This window comes from Kaistella jeonii (genome assembly GCF_000812865.1).
Taxonomy (GTDB): domain Bacteria; phylum Bacteroidota; class Bacteroidia; order Flavobacteriales; family Weeksellaceae; genus Kaistella; species Kaistella jeonii.
Genome location: NZ_JSYL01000004.1, coordinates 85524 through 104962, shown reverse-complemented (window position 1 = coordinate 104962; position 19439 = coordinate 85524). Strand labels below are relative to the sequence as shown.

The 19439-nt window shown below is 35.6% G+C and carries 20 protein-coding genes; 8 read left to right on the top strand and 12 right to left on the bottom strand.

Features of this window, described 5'->3' with window-relative positions:
- The first annotated feature begins 323 nt into the window (after window positions 1–323).
- The 4 genes from OA86_RS08105 to OA86_RS08090 all read left to right on the top strand — a co-directional run bounded on the left by OA86_RS08105 (window position 324) and on the right by OA86_RS08090 (window position 4090).
- Entirely contained in the window at window positions 324–2051 is a 1728-nt protein-coding gene (locus OA86_RS08105; RefSeq protein WP_082017313.1) for an ABC transporter ATP-binding protein, read from the top strand.
- 36 nt (window positions 2052–2087) lie between these two features.
- Window positions 2088–2663: a hypothetical protein gene (locus tag OA86_RS08100; RefSeq protein WP_039351550.1), complete on the top strand. Its 576-nt coding sequence runs from the start codon at window positions 2088–2090 to the stop codon at window positions 2661–2663.
- 63 nt (window positions 2664–2726) lie between these two features.
- The gene (locus OA86_RS08095; protein WP_039351548.1) at window positions 2727–3374 is read left to right on the top strand and encodes an HD domain-containing protein; all 648 of its coding nucleotides are present in this window, start codon (window positions 2727–2729) and stop codon (window positions 3372–3374) included.
- A 212-nt stretch (window positions 3375–3586) separates the two neighbouring features.
- Entirely contained in the window at window positions 3587–4090 is a 504-nt protein-coding gene (locus tag OA86_RS08090; protein WP_052257460.1) for a hypothetical protein, read from the top strand.
- Window positions 4091–4141: 51 nt separating this feature from the next.
- On the opposite strand, the gene OA86_RS08085 is transcribed toward OA86_RS08090, so the two are convergent.
- The 5 genes from OA86_RS08085 to OA86_RS08065 all read right to left on the bottom strand — a co-directional run bounded on the left by OA86_RS08085 (window position 4142) and on the right by OA86_RS08065 (window position 9256).
- Entirely contained in the window at window positions 4142–5338 is a 1197-nt protein-coding gene (locus OA86_RS08085) for an efflux RND transporter periplasmic adaptor subunit (RefSeq protein WP_039351544.1), read from the bottom strand.
- A gap of 117 nt (window positions 5339–5455) precedes the next feature.
- Window positions 5456–6727 carry an ABC transporter permease gene (locus tag OA86_RS08080; RefSeq protein WP_039351542.1) on the bottom strand — a complete coding sequence of 424 codons (1272 nt, stop codon included), beginning with the start codon at window positions 6725–6727 and terminating at the stop codon, window positions 5456–5458.
- Window positions 6728–6841: 114 nt separating this feature from the next.
- Window positions 6842–7204, bottom strand: a complete 363-nt coding sequence (locus OA86_RS08075) for a four helix bundle protein (protein ID WP_039351539.1) — start codon at window positions 7202–7204, stop codon at window positions 6842–6844.
- A 92-nt stretch (window positions 7205–7296) separates the two neighbouring features.
- Window positions 7297–8526, bottom strand: coding sequence for an ABC transporter permease (locus tag OA86_RS08070; protein WP_039351537.1), 1230 nt, complete (start codon window positions 8524–8526; stop codon window positions 7297–7299).
- 37 nt (window positions 8527–8563) lie between these two features.
- Window positions 8564–9256 (bottom strand): ABC transporter ATP-binding protein, encoded by a 693-nt coding sequence (locus OA86_RS08065; RefSeq protein WP_039351535.1) that lies wholly within the window; start codon window positions 9254–9256, stop codon window positions 8564–8566.
- Window positions 9257–9679: 423 nt separating this feature from the next.
- Here OA86_RS08065 and OA86_RS08060 point away from each other — a divergent pair, with 423 nt between their 5' ends.
- The 4 genes from OA86_RS08060 to OA86_RS08045 all read left to right on the top strand — a co-directional run bounded on the left by OA86_RS08060 (window position 9680) and on the right by OA86_RS08045 (window position 13917).
- Window positions 9680–10654, top strand: coding sequence for a ribonucleotide-diphosphate reductase subunit beta (locus OA86_RS08060; protein WP_039351533.1), 975 nt, complete (start codon window positions 9680–9682; stop codon window positions 10652–10654).
- Between the two features lie 271 nt (window positions 10655–10925).
- Window positions 10926–11183, top strand: a complete 258-nt coding sequence (locus OA86_RS08055; RefSeq protein WP_039351530.1) for a hypothetical protein — start codon at window positions 10926–10928, stop codon at window positions 11181–11183.
- Window positions 11184–11560: 377 nt separating this feature from the next.
- Window positions 11561–13216: a ribonucleoside-diphosphate reductase subunit alpha gene (locus OA86_RS08050; protein ID WP_039351527.1), complete on the top strand. Its 1656-nt coding sequence runs from the start codon at window positions 11561–11563 to the stop codon at window positions 13214–13216.
- A 92-nt stretch (window positions 13217–13308) separates the two neighbouring features.
- Entirely contained in the window at window positions 13309–13917 is a 609-nt protein-coding gene (locus OA86_RS08045; protein WP_039351526.1) for a hypothetical protein, read from the top strand.
- Between the two features lie 147 nt (window positions 13918–14064).
- On the opposite strand, the gene OA86_RS08040 is transcribed toward OA86_RS08045, so the two are convergent.
- The 7 genes from OA86_RS08040 to OA86_RS08010 form a co-directional block, all read right to left on the bottom strand.
- Complete coding sequence (locus OA86_RS08040) at window positions 14065–14478, bottom strand: hypothetical protein (RefSeq protein WP_039351523.1); 414 nt, start codon at window positions 14476–14478, stop codon at window positions 14065–14067.
- Window positions 14479–14488: 10 nt separating this feature from the next.
- On the bottom strand, window positions 14489–14749 hold the full coding sequence (locus OA86_RS08035; RefSeq protein ID WP_039351521.1) for a hypothetical protein: 261 nt from the start codon (window positions 14747–14749) through the stop codon (window positions 14489–14491).
- A 17-nt stretch (window positions 14750–14766) separates the two neighbouring features.
- On the bottom strand, window positions 14767–15756 hold the full coding sequence (locus OA86_RS08030; RefSeq protein WP_039351518.1) for a cbb3-type cytochrome c oxidase subunit II: 990 nt from the start codon (window positions 15754–15756) through the stop codon (window positions 14767–14769).
- 6 nt (window positions 15757–15762) lie between these two features.
- Window positions 15763–17514, bottom strand: a complete 1752-nt coding sequence (locus OA86_RS08025; RefSeq protein ID WP_039351515.1) for a cbb3-type cytochrome c oxidase subunit I — start codon at window positions 17512–17514, stop codon at window positions 15763–15765.
- Window positions 17515–17564: 50 nt separating this feature from the next.
- The gene (locus OA86_RS08020; RefSeq protein ID WP_039351513.1) at window positions 17565–17999 is read right to left on the bottom strand and encodes an RrF2 family transcriptional regulator; all 435 of its coding nucleotides are present in this window, start codon (window positions 17997–17999) and stop codon (window positions 17565–17567) included.
- 87 nt (window positions 18000–18086) lie between these two features.
- Entirely contained in the window at window positions 18087–18971 is an 885-nt protein-coding gene (locus OA86_RS08015) for a DUF72 domain-containing protein (RefSeq protein WP_039351511.1), read from the bottom strand.
- Between the two features lie 91 nt (window positions 18972–19062).
- A complete protein-coding gene (locus OA86_RS08010) occupies window positions 19063–19359 on the bottom strand; it encodes a hypothetical protein (RefSeq protein WP_039351507.1) in 297 nt (98 codons plus the stop codon).
- Between the last annotated feature and the right edge of the window lie 80 nt (window positions 19360–19439).

The following is a 19439-nucleotide window of genomic DNA, read 5'->3' as shown; positions in this document are numbered from 1 at the left end:
GTTTTGCCTCCTTATCAAATTCAGAAATTGAACATATCTTCAGAGAAGTGGTTGATAAAACAGCCAATAATTCTTTTCTGTTTCAAAAACAGGAGTTGGGAGAATATTATAGTAAAGGCACCGCTGAATCTGAGGCAAATATGCGAAACAGTTCAGACCTTCGTTATCTGACCACGTTCCCTTTTGAGGGATCAATTTAATTGAAATTTACAGGGTTTTGAACCTTGATCGATCGATAAAATATGCCAAAACCATTTAACAGAACCATCACGCTTTATCATATTTATCAGCAGTTGATACCGTTTATAAAGCCGTATCGCGTGATGATTTATGGGACTTTGTTTCTGACATTTATTGGGGCTTTATTGGCGCAGGTGAATCCGCTGGTTTTAAAATATACGGTAGATGAAGTAACCAAATTAACGCAGTTGCCAGATCCTATGGCAGAAGGAATTCATGTTCTGATTCTTATTTCTGCGATTTTACTGGGGAAAGAATTGCTTAATATTTTCATTCAGTTTGGTCAGAAATTTTATGGCGAAAAAATTCGGATCAATACGAGTTCAGTTTTAGCACAATCAGCCATTGATAAAATTCTGACGTACAGAGTTGCCTATTTTAATGATGAAAACCACGAATCAGGCAAACTTCAGATTAGAATTGATCGTGGAATTGAAAGCCTGACAAAATTGGTTCAGAATTTCTTTATCGATATTTTACCATTGTTCTCCAATGCTTTTATCGCGTTGATTATCATGTATATGCAGAATGTATATGTGGGTTTGGTTTCTACCATTGTTGTTCCTATTTATTTTGTGATCAGTTCTCTGCAAGCCAAAAAATTATCTGGAGTTCGCCGAACTTTAAGAAATCAAAGAGAGCAAAAAACTTCGGGACTTTTAAATTTGATCAACTCAATCATGGTGATTAAAAGTTTTGTACGTGAAAAATTTGAAGGCAAAAAACAGTACGATTTGCAGATGCAATTGATGGACAGCCAAATGTTCACGCGAAGAACCAACTTTATTTATGATGGTTTGAAAACCTTTATTGAGCAGTTTGGTGTCGTGATGATTATTTTGCTAACCGTTTATCTGGTGCTTGATCAGAAAATGACGATCGGTGCGATCATGCTTCACATTCTTTTATTTAATAATGTTTCCTCGCCAATTCGGCAGTTGCACCGGATATATGACGATATGAATGATGCCATGATCTATGCAGAAGGATATTTCGATATTTTAAATGCAGACGAAGAAACCGAACCAAACGGAACTTTCATTGAAAAAAATATCAAAGGGAAATTTGAACTTAAAAATGTAAATTTCACTTATCCGAATGGTACAAAAGCTTTGAACAATGTTTCAATGACCATTGAGAACGGGAAAACCACAGCTTTGGTTGGATTAAGCGGCGCTGGAAAATCCACAGTTATTAATCTTTTATGTAAATTTTATCTGCCAGATTCAGGAGAAATTCTTTTGGATAATGTTGAACTAAATAATTTTGATAACACTTCACTTCGAAGCGATATTGGTTTGGTTTTACAAAAAAATCACATTTTCCAGGGAAGTATTGAAGATAATATTCGCTACGGAAATATGAGTGCGACTTTTGAAGAAATAGAAGTTGCCGCGAAGAAAGCTTATCTTCACGATCAGATCGTCGATTTGCCGCAACAATATAAACATGATGCTACGCAACTTTCCGGTGGTCAACAGCAGCGAATTGCAATTGCAAGATTATTTCTGAAGGATCCACCCATTATTTTTCTGGATGAACCGACTGCAAGTTTAGATGCGATCGCGACTGAACAAATCAAAAACTCTCTCGATGCCATAAAAGCAGGAAGAACAGTTGTCATCATTTCGCATTCTCTTTCGCAGATTTTAGATTCTGACATCATTTATGTTATGAAAAAAGGAGAAGTTGTAGAAAGCGGAACCCACGATCATCTCGTCAGTTTACAAGGAACTTATCGCGAAATTTTCGATGCTTCTGCAAGAAGTTTGAATTTAGATAAACTAATGAGTTCTTACCGCGAAAATTAATTTTAATATAAAATACCTTCAATAAAAATTTTAAAAATGAAAAATTTAATCATACTTTCCTTTATTGCCGTTGCCGTAATTTCTTGCGATAAAATAGAAGAAAAAATATCTTCCGTTGTTACTGAAACTACTGAAAAAGCGCAACAAAAAGCCAAAGAAACCATCCAGGAATCAGTAACGGAACAAATAGGTAAAATTGTCAACTCTGAAAATATTCAGTTTGATCAAATTTTTCCGCATCAAAATAATTTATCACTTGAAAATATTGTTGGTAAAAAAGTAGCTTTCCCAAATGGAACTCCATTTTATGTTTTTAAATATAAAGCTGCTGATAAAAATTTGTTGCTGAGTACTTTGGTAGAGCAACATACATCCAATGAAGCGCAATCGAAGAAAGAATTTCAAAAAGTTGATGGTACGTCGATTATTGAAAAAATTACTTTTTTTGAAAAATTTCTTCCACCAAATTCTATCGATTTGAGTTTTTTAGATGACATTAAAAATGATAAAAACATCGAGTATTACAAAGTAAAACGTTTCCCGAATGCAAGTACGATCATTTATAATCCGAAAAATGAAATGGTGTATCAGTTTGTAGAAGTGAAGAAATAATCTGTTAGATGCTTGATGATGGGTATTTGATGGCATTTTATAAAAATAAATAATGATTTTTTTATGACCGAAAATTTAATTCAAGATACAGTTGATTTCGTAAAAGAAAAATTGGAAGGTGCAGAAGCTGGACATGATTGGTTTCATATCGAGAGGGTTTGGAAGCTTTCAAAAAAAATCGCTGCAACGGAAAATGGCAATCTTGAAGTGATAGAACTTTCTGCATTGCTTCATGATATTGCAGATCCCAAATTTCATGATGGCGACGAAACTTTAGCTTTAAAAATATCGAAGGAATTTCTGCAAAGTCAACATGTTTCTACTGAAATAATCGAGCAGGTTTTATTTATCATCAAAAACATTTCCTTTAAAAATAGGGGAGAAGTTCCTCAGAATTTACCCATCGAACTTCAAATTGTGCAGGATGCAGATCGTCTCGATGCCATTGGAGCCATAGGTATTGCGAGAACTTTTAATTTCGGCGGTTTCAAAAATAATTTAATGTATCATCCGGACATTCAGCCAAAGTTGGATATGACGAAAGAGGAATACAAAAAAAGTCAGGGTACGACGATCAATCATTTTTACGAAAAACTGCTGCTCCTAAAAGATATGATGAACACAGAAAAAGGAAAAGAGATCGCGTTGGAAAGACATCAATTTATGCTTCAGTTTTTAGAGGAATTCGACAAAGAATGGAATGTGAATTAGGGATTTTAACATTATTGGAAAAGTCTTTTTTCAGCTTAAGTATTTTTCAGTACTAAGAATACAAAATCCAACACCCAACATTTAAGTCGTTCTCTCCAATATTATTTTATCTTTACACCATGTTTTACCTGTTTTTTCTCCTTTTTCTATTCCTCTGCTTTGGTCTTTTTATTTCCATTTTTAAAAACGGAAAATTAAAGATCTGGGTAAAAATGATCCGAATTGCGATTGTGACTTTTGGAGTTGCCCTTTTTACGTATTATTTTGTAACCAAAAGTTTGACTCAATTTCGTGCTGATTCTTTAACAGTGCAGGTCATTAATAATTTACCGCTTCCTTTAGATTTTTATCTTGTCAAAGTAAACACTGATAAACAGGCAGATGTAAAATACGAAACGCGCCATGTTGGAACGATCAGAACCAATTTTTTTCGGATTGATCATTTAGATATGAAATTTTCTGATGAGTTCTGGATCGCAGGTTTTATGGGTAAAAAAAATATGGTTTATTTCTCCCAGCATTCCGTTCCTAACAAGAATGAAGACCAGATCATTGAAATTCACAACTACATCAATCAAAGCGTAAAACTCTCAGAAATCTCGAAAACGCTGGTCGCAGATCTAAAATTTGAAAATATGAAAACTGCGATCTGGATCACTCTAGATCTGCTATTGCTTTTTCTTAATGTGACTTTGCTCTTTAAGAAATTTAAATAAAAAATCCCGAAAAATTTCGGGATGATCTATATTGTAAAGCGTGATAATTTCTTATTTGCCTTTCTTTTCCTTCAAAGCTTCTTTATCTTTATCAGACGGATTCCAGACTTTCACTTCAGAATCTTTCGTGATTCCGGAAAGGATCTGAACGTTAATACCATCAGAAGCTCCTAATTTCACATACGTTTTTTTGAAACTTCCATCGGGTTGTTTCACTTCTACGAAAGGTTTGTCTTCTCCTTTTACTTTTTCATACTGAATCAAAGCTTCATCCAAAAGAAGCGCATTTTTCTGAGAACTCAAGATGATTTCTCCATTTGCAGAAAATCCTGCTCTGATATATTCATGAGTTTCATTGAAAACATCTCCTTCAATCGGGAATTTAATTGTTCCACTTTCATCTTTTCCTTTCGGCGCGATCATGGTAACACGTCCGCGGAAACTTTTGTTTTGCAAAGCTCCGATGACCACGTTCATATCCATTCCTTCTTTCAGTTTTCCCGCTTGAGCTTCGTCAATAGTCCCTTGAAAAATTAAAGAATTTAGATCTGCGATGGAGCAAATGGTGGTTCCTGCATTAAAGGAGTTGGCTTCAATAACCTGGCTTCCAACTTTTACAGGAACTTCTAAAACGGTTCCTGTCGCTTTCGAACGAATCTGAGTCGTTGCCAAACTTGCCAGTTCTGGTGTTGTTCCAGTTTTTGCAATTTGAAGATTTTTTTGAGCGGTTTGCAATTGTTGCGTGGAGTTTCTCAAAACCTGCTGCGTCGATTGCAAAGATTGTTGTGCAGAAATATATTCCTGTTTAGAAATCACACCTTGCGTATATAAACGCTGTTGCATCGCGAATTGCTTCTGTTGCGTATCAACGTTTATTTTTGAATTGCTGATTTGCAAATTAGCATTGTTAATGTCCTGTTGTGCAGCGTTGATATTTTGAACAGTTGGTACAATTCTAATGGTCGCCACAAGTTGTCCTGCAGTAACATGATCCCCTTCTTTTACCAAAATTTTATCGATGATCCCAGAGATATTGGGTTTGATCTCGATTTCTTCCCGCGGTACAATTTTTCCGGTCGCCAGAACTTTATCGTCCATATTTTGAACAACGCCTTTTTTCGTCAGAAACAGGTCGCTTTTCTTGGAATTTGAATTGATGAGATATCTAACTCCCATCACTAGTCCTACTAAAAAGACGAGTCCTAAGATGATATAAATAACTTTTTTTACGGTGAATTTCTTTTTCATAATTAGTTTTTAATCTTTTTGATGCTTTTATGTTATCGCCAATCTTCATCTCAGTTTCCTGTCGAGATTTTTGAAATGCGATTTCATATCAATTTTTTCTATCGTTTTTTTCTAAATTTATTCTGTTCTCAAAGCTTCGATCGGTCGAATGGATACGGCTCTTTGTGCGGGAATCATTCCAATTAAGAGGCCCAAGAAAACCATCACGCCCATCGCGGCAAATACTTCTCCGTAATTCACGGTCGGGTTATAAAATGGAAATGCATCTTGCCCTTCCGTTAAAGCATTCAAAATCATGAGCAGAAAGATCCCAAAAATAAATCCGAGAAGTCCTGATGTTATCGTGATGACGACGCTTTCTAATAAGATCTGATTGCGGACTTCTGCAGGTTTCGCACCTAAAGCCCGTCGAATTCCTATTTCATTTGTCCGCTCTTTTACGGTGATCAGGAGGATATTTGAGATGGCAATAACTCCGGCCAAAATGGTTAATGTTCCAACGACAATCGTTAAAAGTTGCATGCCGGTCAAAAAGCCGGTGAGTTTGCCAAACAGTTTTCCTAAGTTGAAGCTTCCAAAAGCATTGGTATCATCTGGAGAAACGTTGTATTTTGCTTTGAGTTCGGTCTTTACCGTATTTTCCAGAACATTTAAATCTACATCATTTTTACCAACAATTGCAAAAAATCCAACCTTGTCGCCGTCGTTGTACATTTTGGTAAAAGTGCTGAACGGAATATACGCTGAGTTATCGCTTCCCATATTTCCACCTTGCTGCTGAACGCGGAAAACACCAATAACATTGAAAAACAGACCTTTTACAGTTACCGATTTTCCAAGAGGATTTTCATTTTTCTTTGCATCGAAAAAGTTTTTATAAATTTCTTCACCGATGACGATCACATTTTTATTCCCACTGATGTCTGCATCGTTAATGTACCTTCCGAAAATTAATTTTTTTTCTGAGATTTTATTTCCTACAGGAAAATCTCCATTTAAAGTGTAAGTTTCATTTTTGCCGTTTCGAGAAAAAAGTTCGCCCGGACTTCCAAAATTTCCACGCGTAGATTGAGGAGAAATGTAATCTATTTGAGGTATTTTTTTCTGTAAAACCTGAATGTCGGGTAAATGTAAAGCCATCTTTCTTCCTTTCGGAAAACCATCATAAGGAATCGTAGTATTTTGTGCCCAAAGGAAAATAGAATTCGTCGCAAAACCTGCAAACGCTTTATCAAAACCGTTTTCCATTCCTTTTGCTGCACCAAGAAGTGCTACAAAAAGAAACATGCCCCATCCAACACCGATCATGGTGAGAAAAGTTCGAAGTTTATTATTCTGTAAAGAATGATAAATTTCTTGCCAGGTATCGAGTTTGAATATAATGTTCATAATTTTTTAAGTCAATTTTTTCAAGTCAAGTCGGCTACGCCGGTTAATTTCTTCGAGTCAATTTTGCTTTGCTGGTTAATTTCTTTTTGTGGATTATTCACTATTCACTATTCCTTATAGTTTTCCCGCATTAATCAACTTTGATAATAATATAAATGTCGTTTTTAATGGTTTTCCAACTTGCTCTAATTCCTCCATAGTGAGCCAGTTTTCTTCAAAAATAATATCTAAGCACGAAACAATTTCAATAATTGAACCTCTGGAAATTTCATAATAACGATTTCGTTCAAATTGCGATTTTCTTGAGGATCCTTCAGATAAATTTAATAAAACTGAAGTTGAAGCTCTTCTTATCTGATCAATCAAATTATACTTTTCGCTCGCCGGAAGTTTCAGAATTAATTGATAACAAGCTTTCCAAAATTTCTTTGCTTCTTTATAAACTTCTAAATTGTAATGATTAAGATTTAAAAACATATTTCATTATTTTAAAATTCACCATTCACCATTCACCATTCACCATTCACCATTCACCAATCACCAATCACTCATTCACTATTCAAACTTGACTAGTCGCTTCTCAATGCTTCAATCGGTTTTATTTTACTGGCTCTGTACGCAGGGACAAATCCGGAAATTAATCCGGCAATGACCAAACATACAAAAGCGACAGCGATTAGACCCCAACCAACTGATGGAGCCATTATAAAATATTTTTCTAAACTATCTCCTATTAATGTCAAAGTTAGAACTCCCAATGCGACACCGATAATTCCGGAAATAACTGTAATAACAACACTTTCCTGAATAATTAAGGCTACGATCGCGTTGGGTTTTGCACCAATTGCTTTTCTAACGCCGATTTCTCGCGTTCTTTCTTTCACAATGTAAACCATGATATTGCTGATCCCAATGATCCCGGCTAATAAAGTTCCCAAACCAATGAAACCAACAATCAGTGTAATGATGAGCAGAAACTGAAAAGTCTTTTCCATGTTTTTCGCATTATTATTTACACGAACTGCATTTTCATCATCCGGAGAAACCTGAAGATTTTTTTTTAGATCTTTTTCTAATTTGTCACTGTATTTAATTGCTTCAGCTGGAGTTAAATTCTGGTTGTAGGTGATGAAAATTCTACTTAGTGTATCAGAACCTTTTTTTAACTGCTGCAACGTAGAAATAGGCACGCTTATCATTCTTTCATCCTGATCGCCGCCATCATCAGAAAAAACACCGATCACTTTAAACATTGTTCCATTCAGGTCTAAGTCTTTTCCGACCGCACTTCCGTTTTTGATGAGATCGCGTTGAACCATTCTACCAATTACTGCAACATTTTGCTTCTTGTCGATATCTGCATTATTGATATATCGACCATCTAAAACAGTTCTGCTTTCAATGTAAGGTTCGGCAGGATCTGCGCCATTTACCTGATAAGATCCACTTTCCTTACCGTATTTTACGAGCATATTTGAAGTATATCTGCCGGAAGAATATTCTATTTTGTCGGGATCTTCTTTTTTTATGTTGTCAAAATCTTTATTCTGTAAGGTAACTTTTCGGTCGGTTTGCAATCCATTAAATGCGATGGTCGTTTTCCCGGTAGAAATGGAGATTAAATTGGAGGCATCTCTCGCAAAACCTTCTGTAAATGCATTTTTTAACCCATTTCCAATGCCAAATAAAACTATAAAAATGTAAAGACCTAAAGCCACAGTGAAACCCGAAAGCACTGTTCGCAATATATTACTGCGAATAGACTCAAAAATTTCTCTCCAACGGTCAAGATCAAACATATTTTTTTATTGATTTCTAATTCTTATTAAAGGCCTTTTAAGCTAAAATTCTTTGGGTGATAAATTCATCACTTTCTATAATTCCATCTTTTAAAATGACATTTCTTTTGGTTTCTGCAGCGACATCAGGTTCATGAGTTACAACGATGATCGTTTTTCCGTTGTTATTAATTTCCTGCAGCAATTTCATAATATCGTACGTTGTTTTTGAATCTAACGCTCCGGTCGGCTCATCGGCAAGAATAACTTTCGGATCTGTAATTAATGCTCTCGCAATCGCAACTCTTTGTTTTTGTCCACCTGAAAGTTCATTCGGCATGTGGGTCGCCCAATCTGCAAGTCCAACTTTGTCAAGATATTCCATTGCTCTTTTGTTCCGTTCTTTTCGGGGAACATCCTGGTAATAAAGTGGAAGTGCAACATTTTCCAAAGCATTTTTGTAGCCGATCAAATTAAATGACTGAAAAATAAATCCTAAAAATTTACTTCTGTATTCTGCAGCTTTGATTTCTGATAAATGCTCGATCGGAATCCCATCAAGATCGTAAACTCCGGAATCTTTTTCATCTAAAATACCAATGATATTCAGCAATGTAGATTTCCCAGAACCCGAACTTCCCATGATGGAAACAAACTCACCTTCGCCAATAGTAAGGTTTATTCCTTTCAGAACATGAAGCTTGCTTTTTCCGGTGTCGTATGATTTATTAAGGTCCTTAATTACTAACATGCAGTGGTAGAATTGATTTAAAATATAAGTATCAAAATAACGGTGTTTGTTACAATCTGCTTTTTCTTTTTCAGTAAACTTTTGTTTAACTGTTGAGCCTAATAATAGAAAGGTTTTTTTGAGATTTGTTTAAGAGAAATTGGCGTAAACAACACTGTTTGCATTTTTGTACTTGGCAAATGTAGTAACAGAGCAAGGTGTGTGTCTTTGTGGAAAACTTTTGAGGTTCAAAGTCAGACTTTTAGTATTTAGCCCTTTCTTTATAGACATCAATTTTCTATTTTTGTGATTCACACGTCTGAAGAAATCTTCAGAAAATTGTGGATAAAAAATTATTTTAAAATTCAGAAAATCAGCGTTTTAACCAATTCGTTAATTTTGTCCACAAAGATCACTAACATCTAATTTGTAAACCAATCGAGCATGGGAATTTTTGACAAAAGAGTAAGCTATAAACCTTTCGAATATCCGGAAATTCTACAGTTCGTAGAAGCCATCAACAAATCATTTTGGGTACATTCCGAGGTTGATTTCACCGCAGACGTTCAGGATTTTCAGTCTCAACTGGAACCTCACGAAAAAAATGCGATTAAAAATGCTCTTTTAGCCATTGCTCAGATCGAAGTTTCTGTAAAAACTTTTTGGGGTAATTTATACAATCACATGCCGAAACCGGAATTGAATGGTTTAGGTTCAACTTTCGCGGAGTGTGAATTTCGTCATTCCGAAGCATATTCAAGATTGTTGGAGGTTTTAGGATATAACGATTCTTTTAATCAGGTTGTAGAAATTCCGGCGATCAAGAAAAGAATTGATTTCCTTTCCAATGTTTTGAAACACGCGAATTCGACAACGCCGAAAGAATATGTTTCTTCCCTTTTGCTGTTCAGTATTCTGATTGAAAACGTTTCCTTATTTTCTCAGTTTGCGATTATTTTGTCATTTACAAGATTCAAAGGTTACATGAAAAATGTTTCCAATATTATCGCCTGGACTTCCGTTGATGAGCAGATTCACGCCAACGCAGGAATGTATCTGATCAACAAGATCCGCGAAGAGCAACCAGATCTGTTAACCGATTCTGACATTCAAGATATTTATACTTTGGTTGATCATTCTATCGAATTGGAAGAAGAAATTCTGGACTGGATCTTCGAAATGGGAGAAATTGACAATGTTAGTAAAGATGATTTGTTGAACTTCATGAAATATCGAGTTGATGATAGCTTGAAAAATATTGGTATGAAAAAGCGTTACAATATTTCCCCGGAACAATATCGACCAATGGTTTGGTTTGAAGAAGAAGTTTTCGCCAATTCAATGGATGATTTCTTTGCAAAAAGACCGGTTGATTATACGAAACACGATAAGAGTATTACGGAGAACGATTTGTTCTAGTTTTATTTGGGCGCCTTTTCCACCTTCCACTCCCAATCTTTTTGTCACGCGTTGCTCCACTAAAAGGATTTCCGTTCAAGTCGGGGCGCAGTTGGCATTATAGAATAAAAGTGGCGCGAGCGAAGCGAGCGTCGATAAGTTTTAAAGTAAAAAAGAATTTGTGAATTGAAATTTGGGTCATCTAAATTGAAAGAATCTTACTAAAACTAAAATCGTAACTTATCGGTTAGTAGAGAATAATTCTCTAAATTAATTCACAAAAATTATTATTATGAAAACAGCCTCCACAAGCCAGATCGATCAATTAGAAATTTTAAATAAAAAAATTCAATTATCAAAAGATAGTGCTGCGATAAGCGAAATGTTACTTCAGATCGAAGATCTTCTGAAGGATATTGACTTTATGAGTCCTTTCTATACTAATTTTGCTAATGATATGAGAATTTATAAATCACAAAAAGTAACGACTGTCCAAAGTTCTTTATTGAAAATCCTGGATGACGCCATTAAATCTTATAAACAAAAATAGTTGGTAATTTAGTCTGCAGAGTTGAAAGTCTATGATAGACTTAACGAAAAATAAGAAACTTGTACAAGTCGCCGCAGAGCGGCGAACCCTTTGTAGATTAAAAAAGACCATTTTAATTGAGCCGCATCGCGGCGACCTCTTTGTGGAATTAGAAATCTTCGAAAGAAAAAAGACAGAAATTTATAGCCCCGATTGAAACGGCATCCTTTTTTGTTATTGCGATTGCAAAAATCTCCTTAGGGATTGCTTCACTTTTTTCGCAATGACAAAAAAGATACAGTGAAAAGCGGGTACAATTTAAATAAAAAGCAAGCATTTAATGCTTCAAAAAAAATAAAAAACACAATGTATCTCGATGCATTTTAGAGAAAAAAACTATGGAAGAACAATCGAAAATCTGGTGGCTGAACGAAGAATCGGAGCAAATGCTGAACCGTGGCTATTTATTGAAAGGCGAAACTGTAGATGGTGCGATCCTGAGAATTACGTCAGCCGCTGCGAAAAGATTATATAAACCCGAATTGCAACCGGCTTTCGAAGAGATGATCAGAAAAGGGTGGATCAGTTTTTCTTCTCCAGTTTGGGCAAATATGGGAACAGAGAGAGGACTTCCGATTTCATGCTTCAATGTTCACGTTCCGGATAATATTGAAGGAATTACGCACAAATTGGGCGAGGTTATTATGCAGACAAAAATCGGTGGTGGAACTTCGGGTTATTTTGGAGAATTGAGGAATCGTGGAACAGCGGTGACCGACAACGGAAAATCTTCGGGTGCAGTTTCGTTCATGAAATTATATGATACCGCAATGGATGTGGTTTCGCAAGGTGGCGTTCGTCGTGGTGCTTTTGCCGCGTATCTGGATGTTGACCACGGTGATATTGAAGAATTTTTATCGATTAAGGATATTGGAAGTCCGATTCAGAATTTGTTCACAGGAATTTGCGTTCCCGATTACTGGATGCAGGATATGATCGATGGCGATATGGACAAACGTAAGATCTGGGCGCGAGTTTTAGAGAGTCGTCAACAGAAAGGTTTGCCGTATATTTTGTTTACCGATAACGTGAACAGAAATAAACCACAGGTTTACAAAGATCTTGGAATGACGATCAACGCAAGTAATTTGTGTTCCGAAATTATGTTGCCTTCGAGCGCCGAAGAATCGTTTATCTGCTGTTTATCTTCCATGAATTTAGAATTGTATGATGAATGGAAAGATACTGATGCAGTGAAACTGGCGATCTATTTCTTAGACGCCGTTTTGTCTGAATTTATTGAAAAAACGAATGGTAATTATTATTTAACTGGTGCGAGAAACTTTGCTTTGCGTCACAGAGCGCTTGGTTTAGGGGTTTTGGGTTATCATTCTTATTTGCAGAAAAACATGATCCCGTTTGAAAGTTTTGAGGCGACTCAATTTAATGCAAAAGCTTTCCGTCAGATCAAGGAACAATCAATCCAAGCTTCACAAGAACTGGCAAATATTTACGGTGAACCGGAATTATTAAAAGGCTACGGAATGCGAAATACGACGACAATGGCGATTGCTCCGACCACTTCGAGTTCTGCAATCTTAGGACAGACTTCTCCTGGAATTGAACCGTTTGCTTCGAATTATTATAAAGCAGGTTTGGCGAAAGGAAACTTTATGCGAAAGAACAAATACCTCGCAACATTGCTTCAGGAAAAAGGTTTGGACAATGAAGATACGTGGAGAACGATCATGTTGAATCACGGTTCTGTACAAAATCTGAAAGAATTGAGTGAAGAGGAAAAAGCTGTTTTCAAAACGTTTAGAGAAATTTCTCCCATGGAAATTATTTCTCAGGCTGCACAAAGACAACAGTATATTGATCAAGCCCAATCATTAAATTTACAGATTCCTTCGACGATGCCGGTAAAAGATGTGAATTACCTTTATATCGAAGCCTGGAAGAAAGGAGTTAAAACTTTGTATTACCAAAGAAGTTCTTCTGTTTCGAAAGAAATGATGGTGAATTTTGTGAGCTGTTCAAGTTGTGAAGCTTAGACTTTACGATTCTTAAGATATTTAAAAACCACGGATTAATTTCTGTGGTTTTTCGTTTCATAAAGTTTAGTATATTTAATTAAAATAAGGCAATGAAAAATATTATTTTAGTTTATATCAGTTTTTTCTTGATATCCTGCAGCAGCAGGAGTGAAGATGTAATTAAAACGCTTGATGTTAATAAAACTGAGGTGACAGGAAAAGTATATGATTTCCAAAGAAATGTACCTGTTCCTAACTATTTGGTCAGTGTGAAAAGGGAATACCGCGATTACTGCGGTTACGCGAGTTGCATAAAAACAGAGCAGGTTGCAAGTGTTCGAAGTGATCAGAACGGGTTTTACCGCATTTCATTTGATTATGTTAAAGATCCTAACAAACAAGATCTAGTCTATTTTATTAAAGTTGAAAACAGCGATGGATATATCGCGGAACGGATCAACAATTCTATAATTGATCCTTTGAAAAATAATGTTCAGGACATTAATGCCTGGAAACCTATAACTGCAAAATTTAATTTAAAGGTAAGTAATAATGCTAATCCACCGCTTTATGTAGCAACACTTTTAACTCCTGAGAGCGGAACTTTTAATAGTGGTGATGTTGCAGGTAATGGCAATGTTTCAGTTGAATTATTAGCAAAACCATCGTCATTAATGTATGTGAATTCTATTACTTTATTGGTGGAAATTACAGTGTAATTCACAGCTTTACAAAACAGATAACAACTTCAAATGATGAGGTTCAAAATTTTAATTTTGATATTGACTGTGCAACGTTTTAAAATTGGGTCAAAAAAATCGGTCTCAAAAAATTTGAAACCGATATAAATATTGAAAAGTATAAAACTACATAGGAAATCCGTTGAAATAGGTGATGCCATAATAAGCACTCCAACCGGCGATCAAAATAATTAAAACCCACATCCAGACAGGAACGGTTTGTGGCGTTTCGCTTCCTTCGATGACAAAGCTTTTTAGATTTCCCTTGTCGTAAGCATTGATCATTAAGGGAAAAGTCCCTTCAACAATGTCATCATCCTGTAATCCTTCAATACTAATTGCAGGTCCATTCTTTACAATGAAATTTAATTTACGAATGCCTTCTCTGCCAGAAGGTGATCTGCTAACTATTTTCAAGGTATGGTCTCCATCGGTCAGTTTCGAAGTATCAAAGTCGAAAACAATCGGAGTCTCAAGATCAGCAATCGGTTGTTGATCTTCATCGATGAAAAGCAGGACGGTGGTTTTATCTTTGGTCATCTTTTTAAATTTAATTTAAAATAGAATTTTTGATGTGATCTCTATTTTTCTCGCCTGGTTTTACTAAATATTTTACAGAATAAAACAAAGTGTAAATCGTAATGATTGCGATCACTGCGACAATCATCCAGTCCCATTTACTGTCCGGTCCGCTTCCATGGGTGAAACTTTGGGTAATTTTTGGTTGCTGCAATTTGCACGCTTCACAAGCGAATGCAAAGTTTGCGGTAAGGATCAATATAAATGAAATGATTTTTTTATAATTTTTCATAATTCTATTTTAAAAGATTATTTGATCTCGTCATATATTTTTTTAACTTCTTCTAAAGTCACTGGTTTTGCGGCATTGCCCCAACTTGATCTTTCGTGATTCATCAAAGCGGTTACCATTTCTGGAGTGAAATTAGCAGTGGTACCTACAGGTGGCATTACGCCATATCCTGGTCTTCCATTATAGCCTTTCATAATAATGGTTACATATACCTTTAAATCGTCACCCAAAACTACAGGACTACCTTTTAATGGAGGGAACGCTCCTGGTAAACCTTCGCCAGTAGCTTGGTGACAAGCAACACAGTTACCATTATACAATTCTCCGCCATCTGGTAAAGCTCCTGCCGCCACTGTTGCTGCTGCTTTTTCTGTTTGTTTGTACAAGAATTCCGGCGCTAAAATACCATCTGGTAATTTGGTCTGTTTCAAAGATAACAGGTAAGCAACTAATTGAAGCGCTTCTTTTTTAGCCACAATTTTTTTGGATTTGTGAGAAAGAAATTTTTCGGGGACTTTTACTTCTACATCACCTTTCGCTAAATATTCTTTCTCCTCAAAAAGCCACTGAAAAGCCGGCATTATCGATTGAGCGACTACCGCTCTTGGTTGATAAAGGTGTAGCAATTGCCAGTCAATACTTGGTTGTCTTTCTCCAATATTTGTTAAATCCGGTCCTGTTCTTTCAGATCCTAATAAATTCGCGGTATTTCTCCATACATCAGTTCTTTGATTTCTGGCATAATCTGCAGGAATATTTGGTCTGCTACCGAATACTTTATCCATCTCAACACTTCTGACCTGTTGGGTGTGACAAGCGATACAGCCGTTTGCAACATACAGGGCTTTTCCTGCCAATTCATCTTTAGTTAATGGTTTTGAATTGGGCAAAGGTTTATAGACCTGCTGATTTTGGATCGCAGGCAAAATAGCAATATTTAAAGTCAAAAATAGGAAAAATACAATTGCAGACCCAAATAGCAGTTTATGATTACTATAAAAATTCATGTGTAATTATTTAATTGGGATAAATTCAGTGTTTTGAAGTTTTTTCTTTGCTGCCAAAACTTCAGCTGGTGTAGTCGGAATTTTAATTTCATCTCTTCCATTCACCATTTTATAAAAATTATAAGCAAAAATAAAGTGAGAGATCCACATCATGGTTCCGCCAATTGCTCGCCACAACCAGAACGGCGCCATTAATACTACACTTTCTATAAAAGGTTTCTTCGCCATCCAAAGCAATCCTTTTTCGGTAGATCCTATCATTAAAGAAATAATGTAAAACATTAAGCCGATCAAAGCGAGCCAAAAGTGGATTCCGACCCAGATTTTTGGTGGTTCTTTCCCTGTTAATCTTGGAACGAGCGTGTAGATAAATGCCCACAACATAAAGGTAATAATTCCGTACATCGTCATGTGTGAATGCGCAACGGTAAAATCGGTAAAGTGCCAAACCAGATTGGTATATCGAAATGCCTCAACAGTTCCCTGCATTGAGCCGGTAAAATAGAAAATAATTCCGATAAGATAAAAAGGAAGCGTATAACTTGATTTCAGTTGATACCAGTTTCCTTTGAAGGTTAACAGAAAATTCGTAGTTCCTGCAACAACCGGAATTACCATTCCAACACTTGCTACAATAGCTACAGTTTGCATCCACCAAGGAATAGCACTGAAAATAAAGTGGTGGCTACCTATTAAAGTATAGAATAAAATCTGTGTCCAGAATGCTAGAATTCCTAAACTGTAGGAGTAAATAGGTCTGTTCAGTTGTTGTGGAAGGAAATAGTACATCAAACCTAGTGTCAGAAACATAAACCACATCCCAACTCCTTGGTGCATATAATATCCTTGGATAATTGTTTCGCCGAGTCCATGCTGCCAAAAAGGTAAATAAGCAACGACTAAAATCACCACGACATACATCATCGCAGCAACAATATACCAGTTAGAAACATAAATTTCTTCAGTTTTTCGCCGCGCGATCGTCATTAAATAATTGTAAAGTGACAGTATAATTCCCGCTGCAAATAATCCCATGATCGGCCAAATATATTCGCGGTATTCACCACCGGCATTATTCATTCCCGCCATTAAAGCAATTGATCCTGAAATCACGGCTATATTCATTAGTATTAAAGAGTAATAGCCAAATTTCAAGTTGAAAATTTCGACATTACTTACTCGTGGAATAACATAATAGGATAAACCGACCATTGCAAAGGAGGACCAACCCCAAAAAACCAGGTTGGTGTGAACCGGACGAAGTCGCCCAAAACTTAGCCAGCTTTGATGATCAACGTCGGGAGCAACAAATTTAATCCCAAGATATTCGCCGACAGATGTTCCTACTAAAAGCCAAAGGACAGAAAATCCCAGAAAATATAGAATTAATTTTGAAAGTTCGGGTGAGATATAATTTTGAGCAAGCGGACTTCTTTTGTGAGGAATTACCCGTATCTCATCAATTTTGTTAATATTATTGATAATTCCCTTTGCATCTGAAGCGGCAAGGTTTCCTGATAATTCGTTCTGCGGAAGTTGATATTCGAGTTCTTTTCTTCTCTGCTCATATTGATCAATTTCCTCCGGAGACATCGTTGCCATTTTCTTTTCAAATTCGTGCAGCTTCCTTCTGCCAATCAAATTTTTATAAGTTCCGTAGGTTTTTACAATCGCAATTACCAAACCCGCGAGAATTGGAACCAAAACAAGCAAGATGGTCATCTGTACTCCCGATTCTCCAAATATTGAATTATTCATAAAAAATAAAGTTAGAAGACAAATCTGTCTTTTATTATGAGAAAAAATTTTTACCTCTTCAAAAATGAAATTCCGTCAGAAACTTCCTCTGCTAAAAAACGAAGCGATGTGCCTTCTAGAGTTTCTCTGATTTCTGCTCTGATTTTAACAAAACTATTATGCAAAGGGCACGGTTTGAAAGTATTACATTTCCGAAGTCCCAACATACAATCCTCTAGTAATCCATCACCATCTATTGCAACAATAACATCCCACAACTTAACATCATCCAAATCTTTTTGATCTAAAAAAAAACCACCATTTGGTCCTTTATTCGAGCGTAAAACATTTGTTTTCGTCAGCTTCTGCAAAATTTTAGCAGTAAATGCTACCGGCGATGCAATTGCATTGGCAATTTCCATTTGGCTTACTTTCCGCTCTTTTAAAGATTGTTTAGCAATATAAATAGAAGCTCGTATTCCGTACTCGCATGATTTTGAAAACATTATTTCGCTAATTTAGTACAGAAAAAAATAATAAAAGACAAATGTATCTTTTATTTTATCTATTTAATTTATTTATAAAACAAATAATTAAAACTTCGTCTTAATATCTGCCATTTCAGGAATATGAATTTCAGTTCCAAATTCCTTGTTGAGGTTTTCAATAAAGTAAGAAGAGAGTAGTGGAGAGGCTTTTTCGATATTTTGATGCACAAAAAAATAGAGTTTTTCTAAACCTTCATTTTTCCAGATTTTAATTCTTTCCAACCAGTCATCTAATCTCGTATAATCGCTTTCGGCATTCGCACCGACATACCGTATAAAAGCAACAGAAGTTGTGAGTCGCATGTGAAGCATATCTCTTCTTCCAGCGGTATCTACAAGGATATTGGTGATTTTGAATTTCTCGAAAAGTTCACAGGTTTTGTTAAAGATTTCCTCATCAGAAAACCATTCTTCGTTGCGAAGTTCTACTGCAAGAGGAACTTCTTTCGGCCAATCCTGAATAAATTTTTCTAATCTTTCAAAATCTTTCGGTTTGAAGTTATCATGAAGCTGAAGAAAAACCATTCCTAGTTTCTCATCAAATTTGAGAACCGCTGTTGCAAATTTGGTCACAACATCTGTAATATTTAGGAGACGGCGAAAATGCGAAACAGTATTGGTAATTTTCGGAAAAAATTTAAAATCTGCGGGTGTTTTATCTTTCCATATTTCCACCTGCTCTTCACTCGGCATGCCGTAAAAAGTAGCATTTAACTCGATGGAATTAAATTGAGTTGCGTAATAGGTCAGTTCGTCTTTCGTTCCTTTTGGATAAAATCCTTTTAAATCGGTTTTATTCCATTTTGCACAGCCGATGCACATTTCGAGGTTTCTTGCTTTCGATTTTTTTAGAATTTTGGCAGTGCTCTTGTGATCTTTTGGTAAGGTAAAGTCAACTTGCGACGGGTCTTCAACTTGTCCGAATTTCATTTTATAAGTAAATTAAAAAATAAAGATAATGAAATTTTGAAAAATCATTATCTTTATTTTAAATAAAATCGGGGATTTCGAAAATTAAATTTTAAGCTAGAAATTCAATTTCTTTGTCTTTTAATTTATTTTTATCAACCAGTTTCAACATCACTTTCAGCATTTTTTTTCGAAGTTTGGAGATTCTTCGGATGTTTTTATCTTCACTGTAATCGAAAATATTATCTTCAAAAGAGAAGGTGTCTCCTTTTTTAAAGGTTATATTATTTTCTTTCAATTCCTTTAATAACATTAAATTAGTCATCGTTTCGAGCAATACATTTTCTGAAATTGAAAGCTCTTTTAATGATTTTAGGATCTGTTTTTTATATTTTTTCTTTGGATTCATTCTGTATGATTTTATAACTATGCAATAGTAAGGAATTTAAATTAATTTTAAAATGAAGTGTAGCTAAATATGTTTATTTT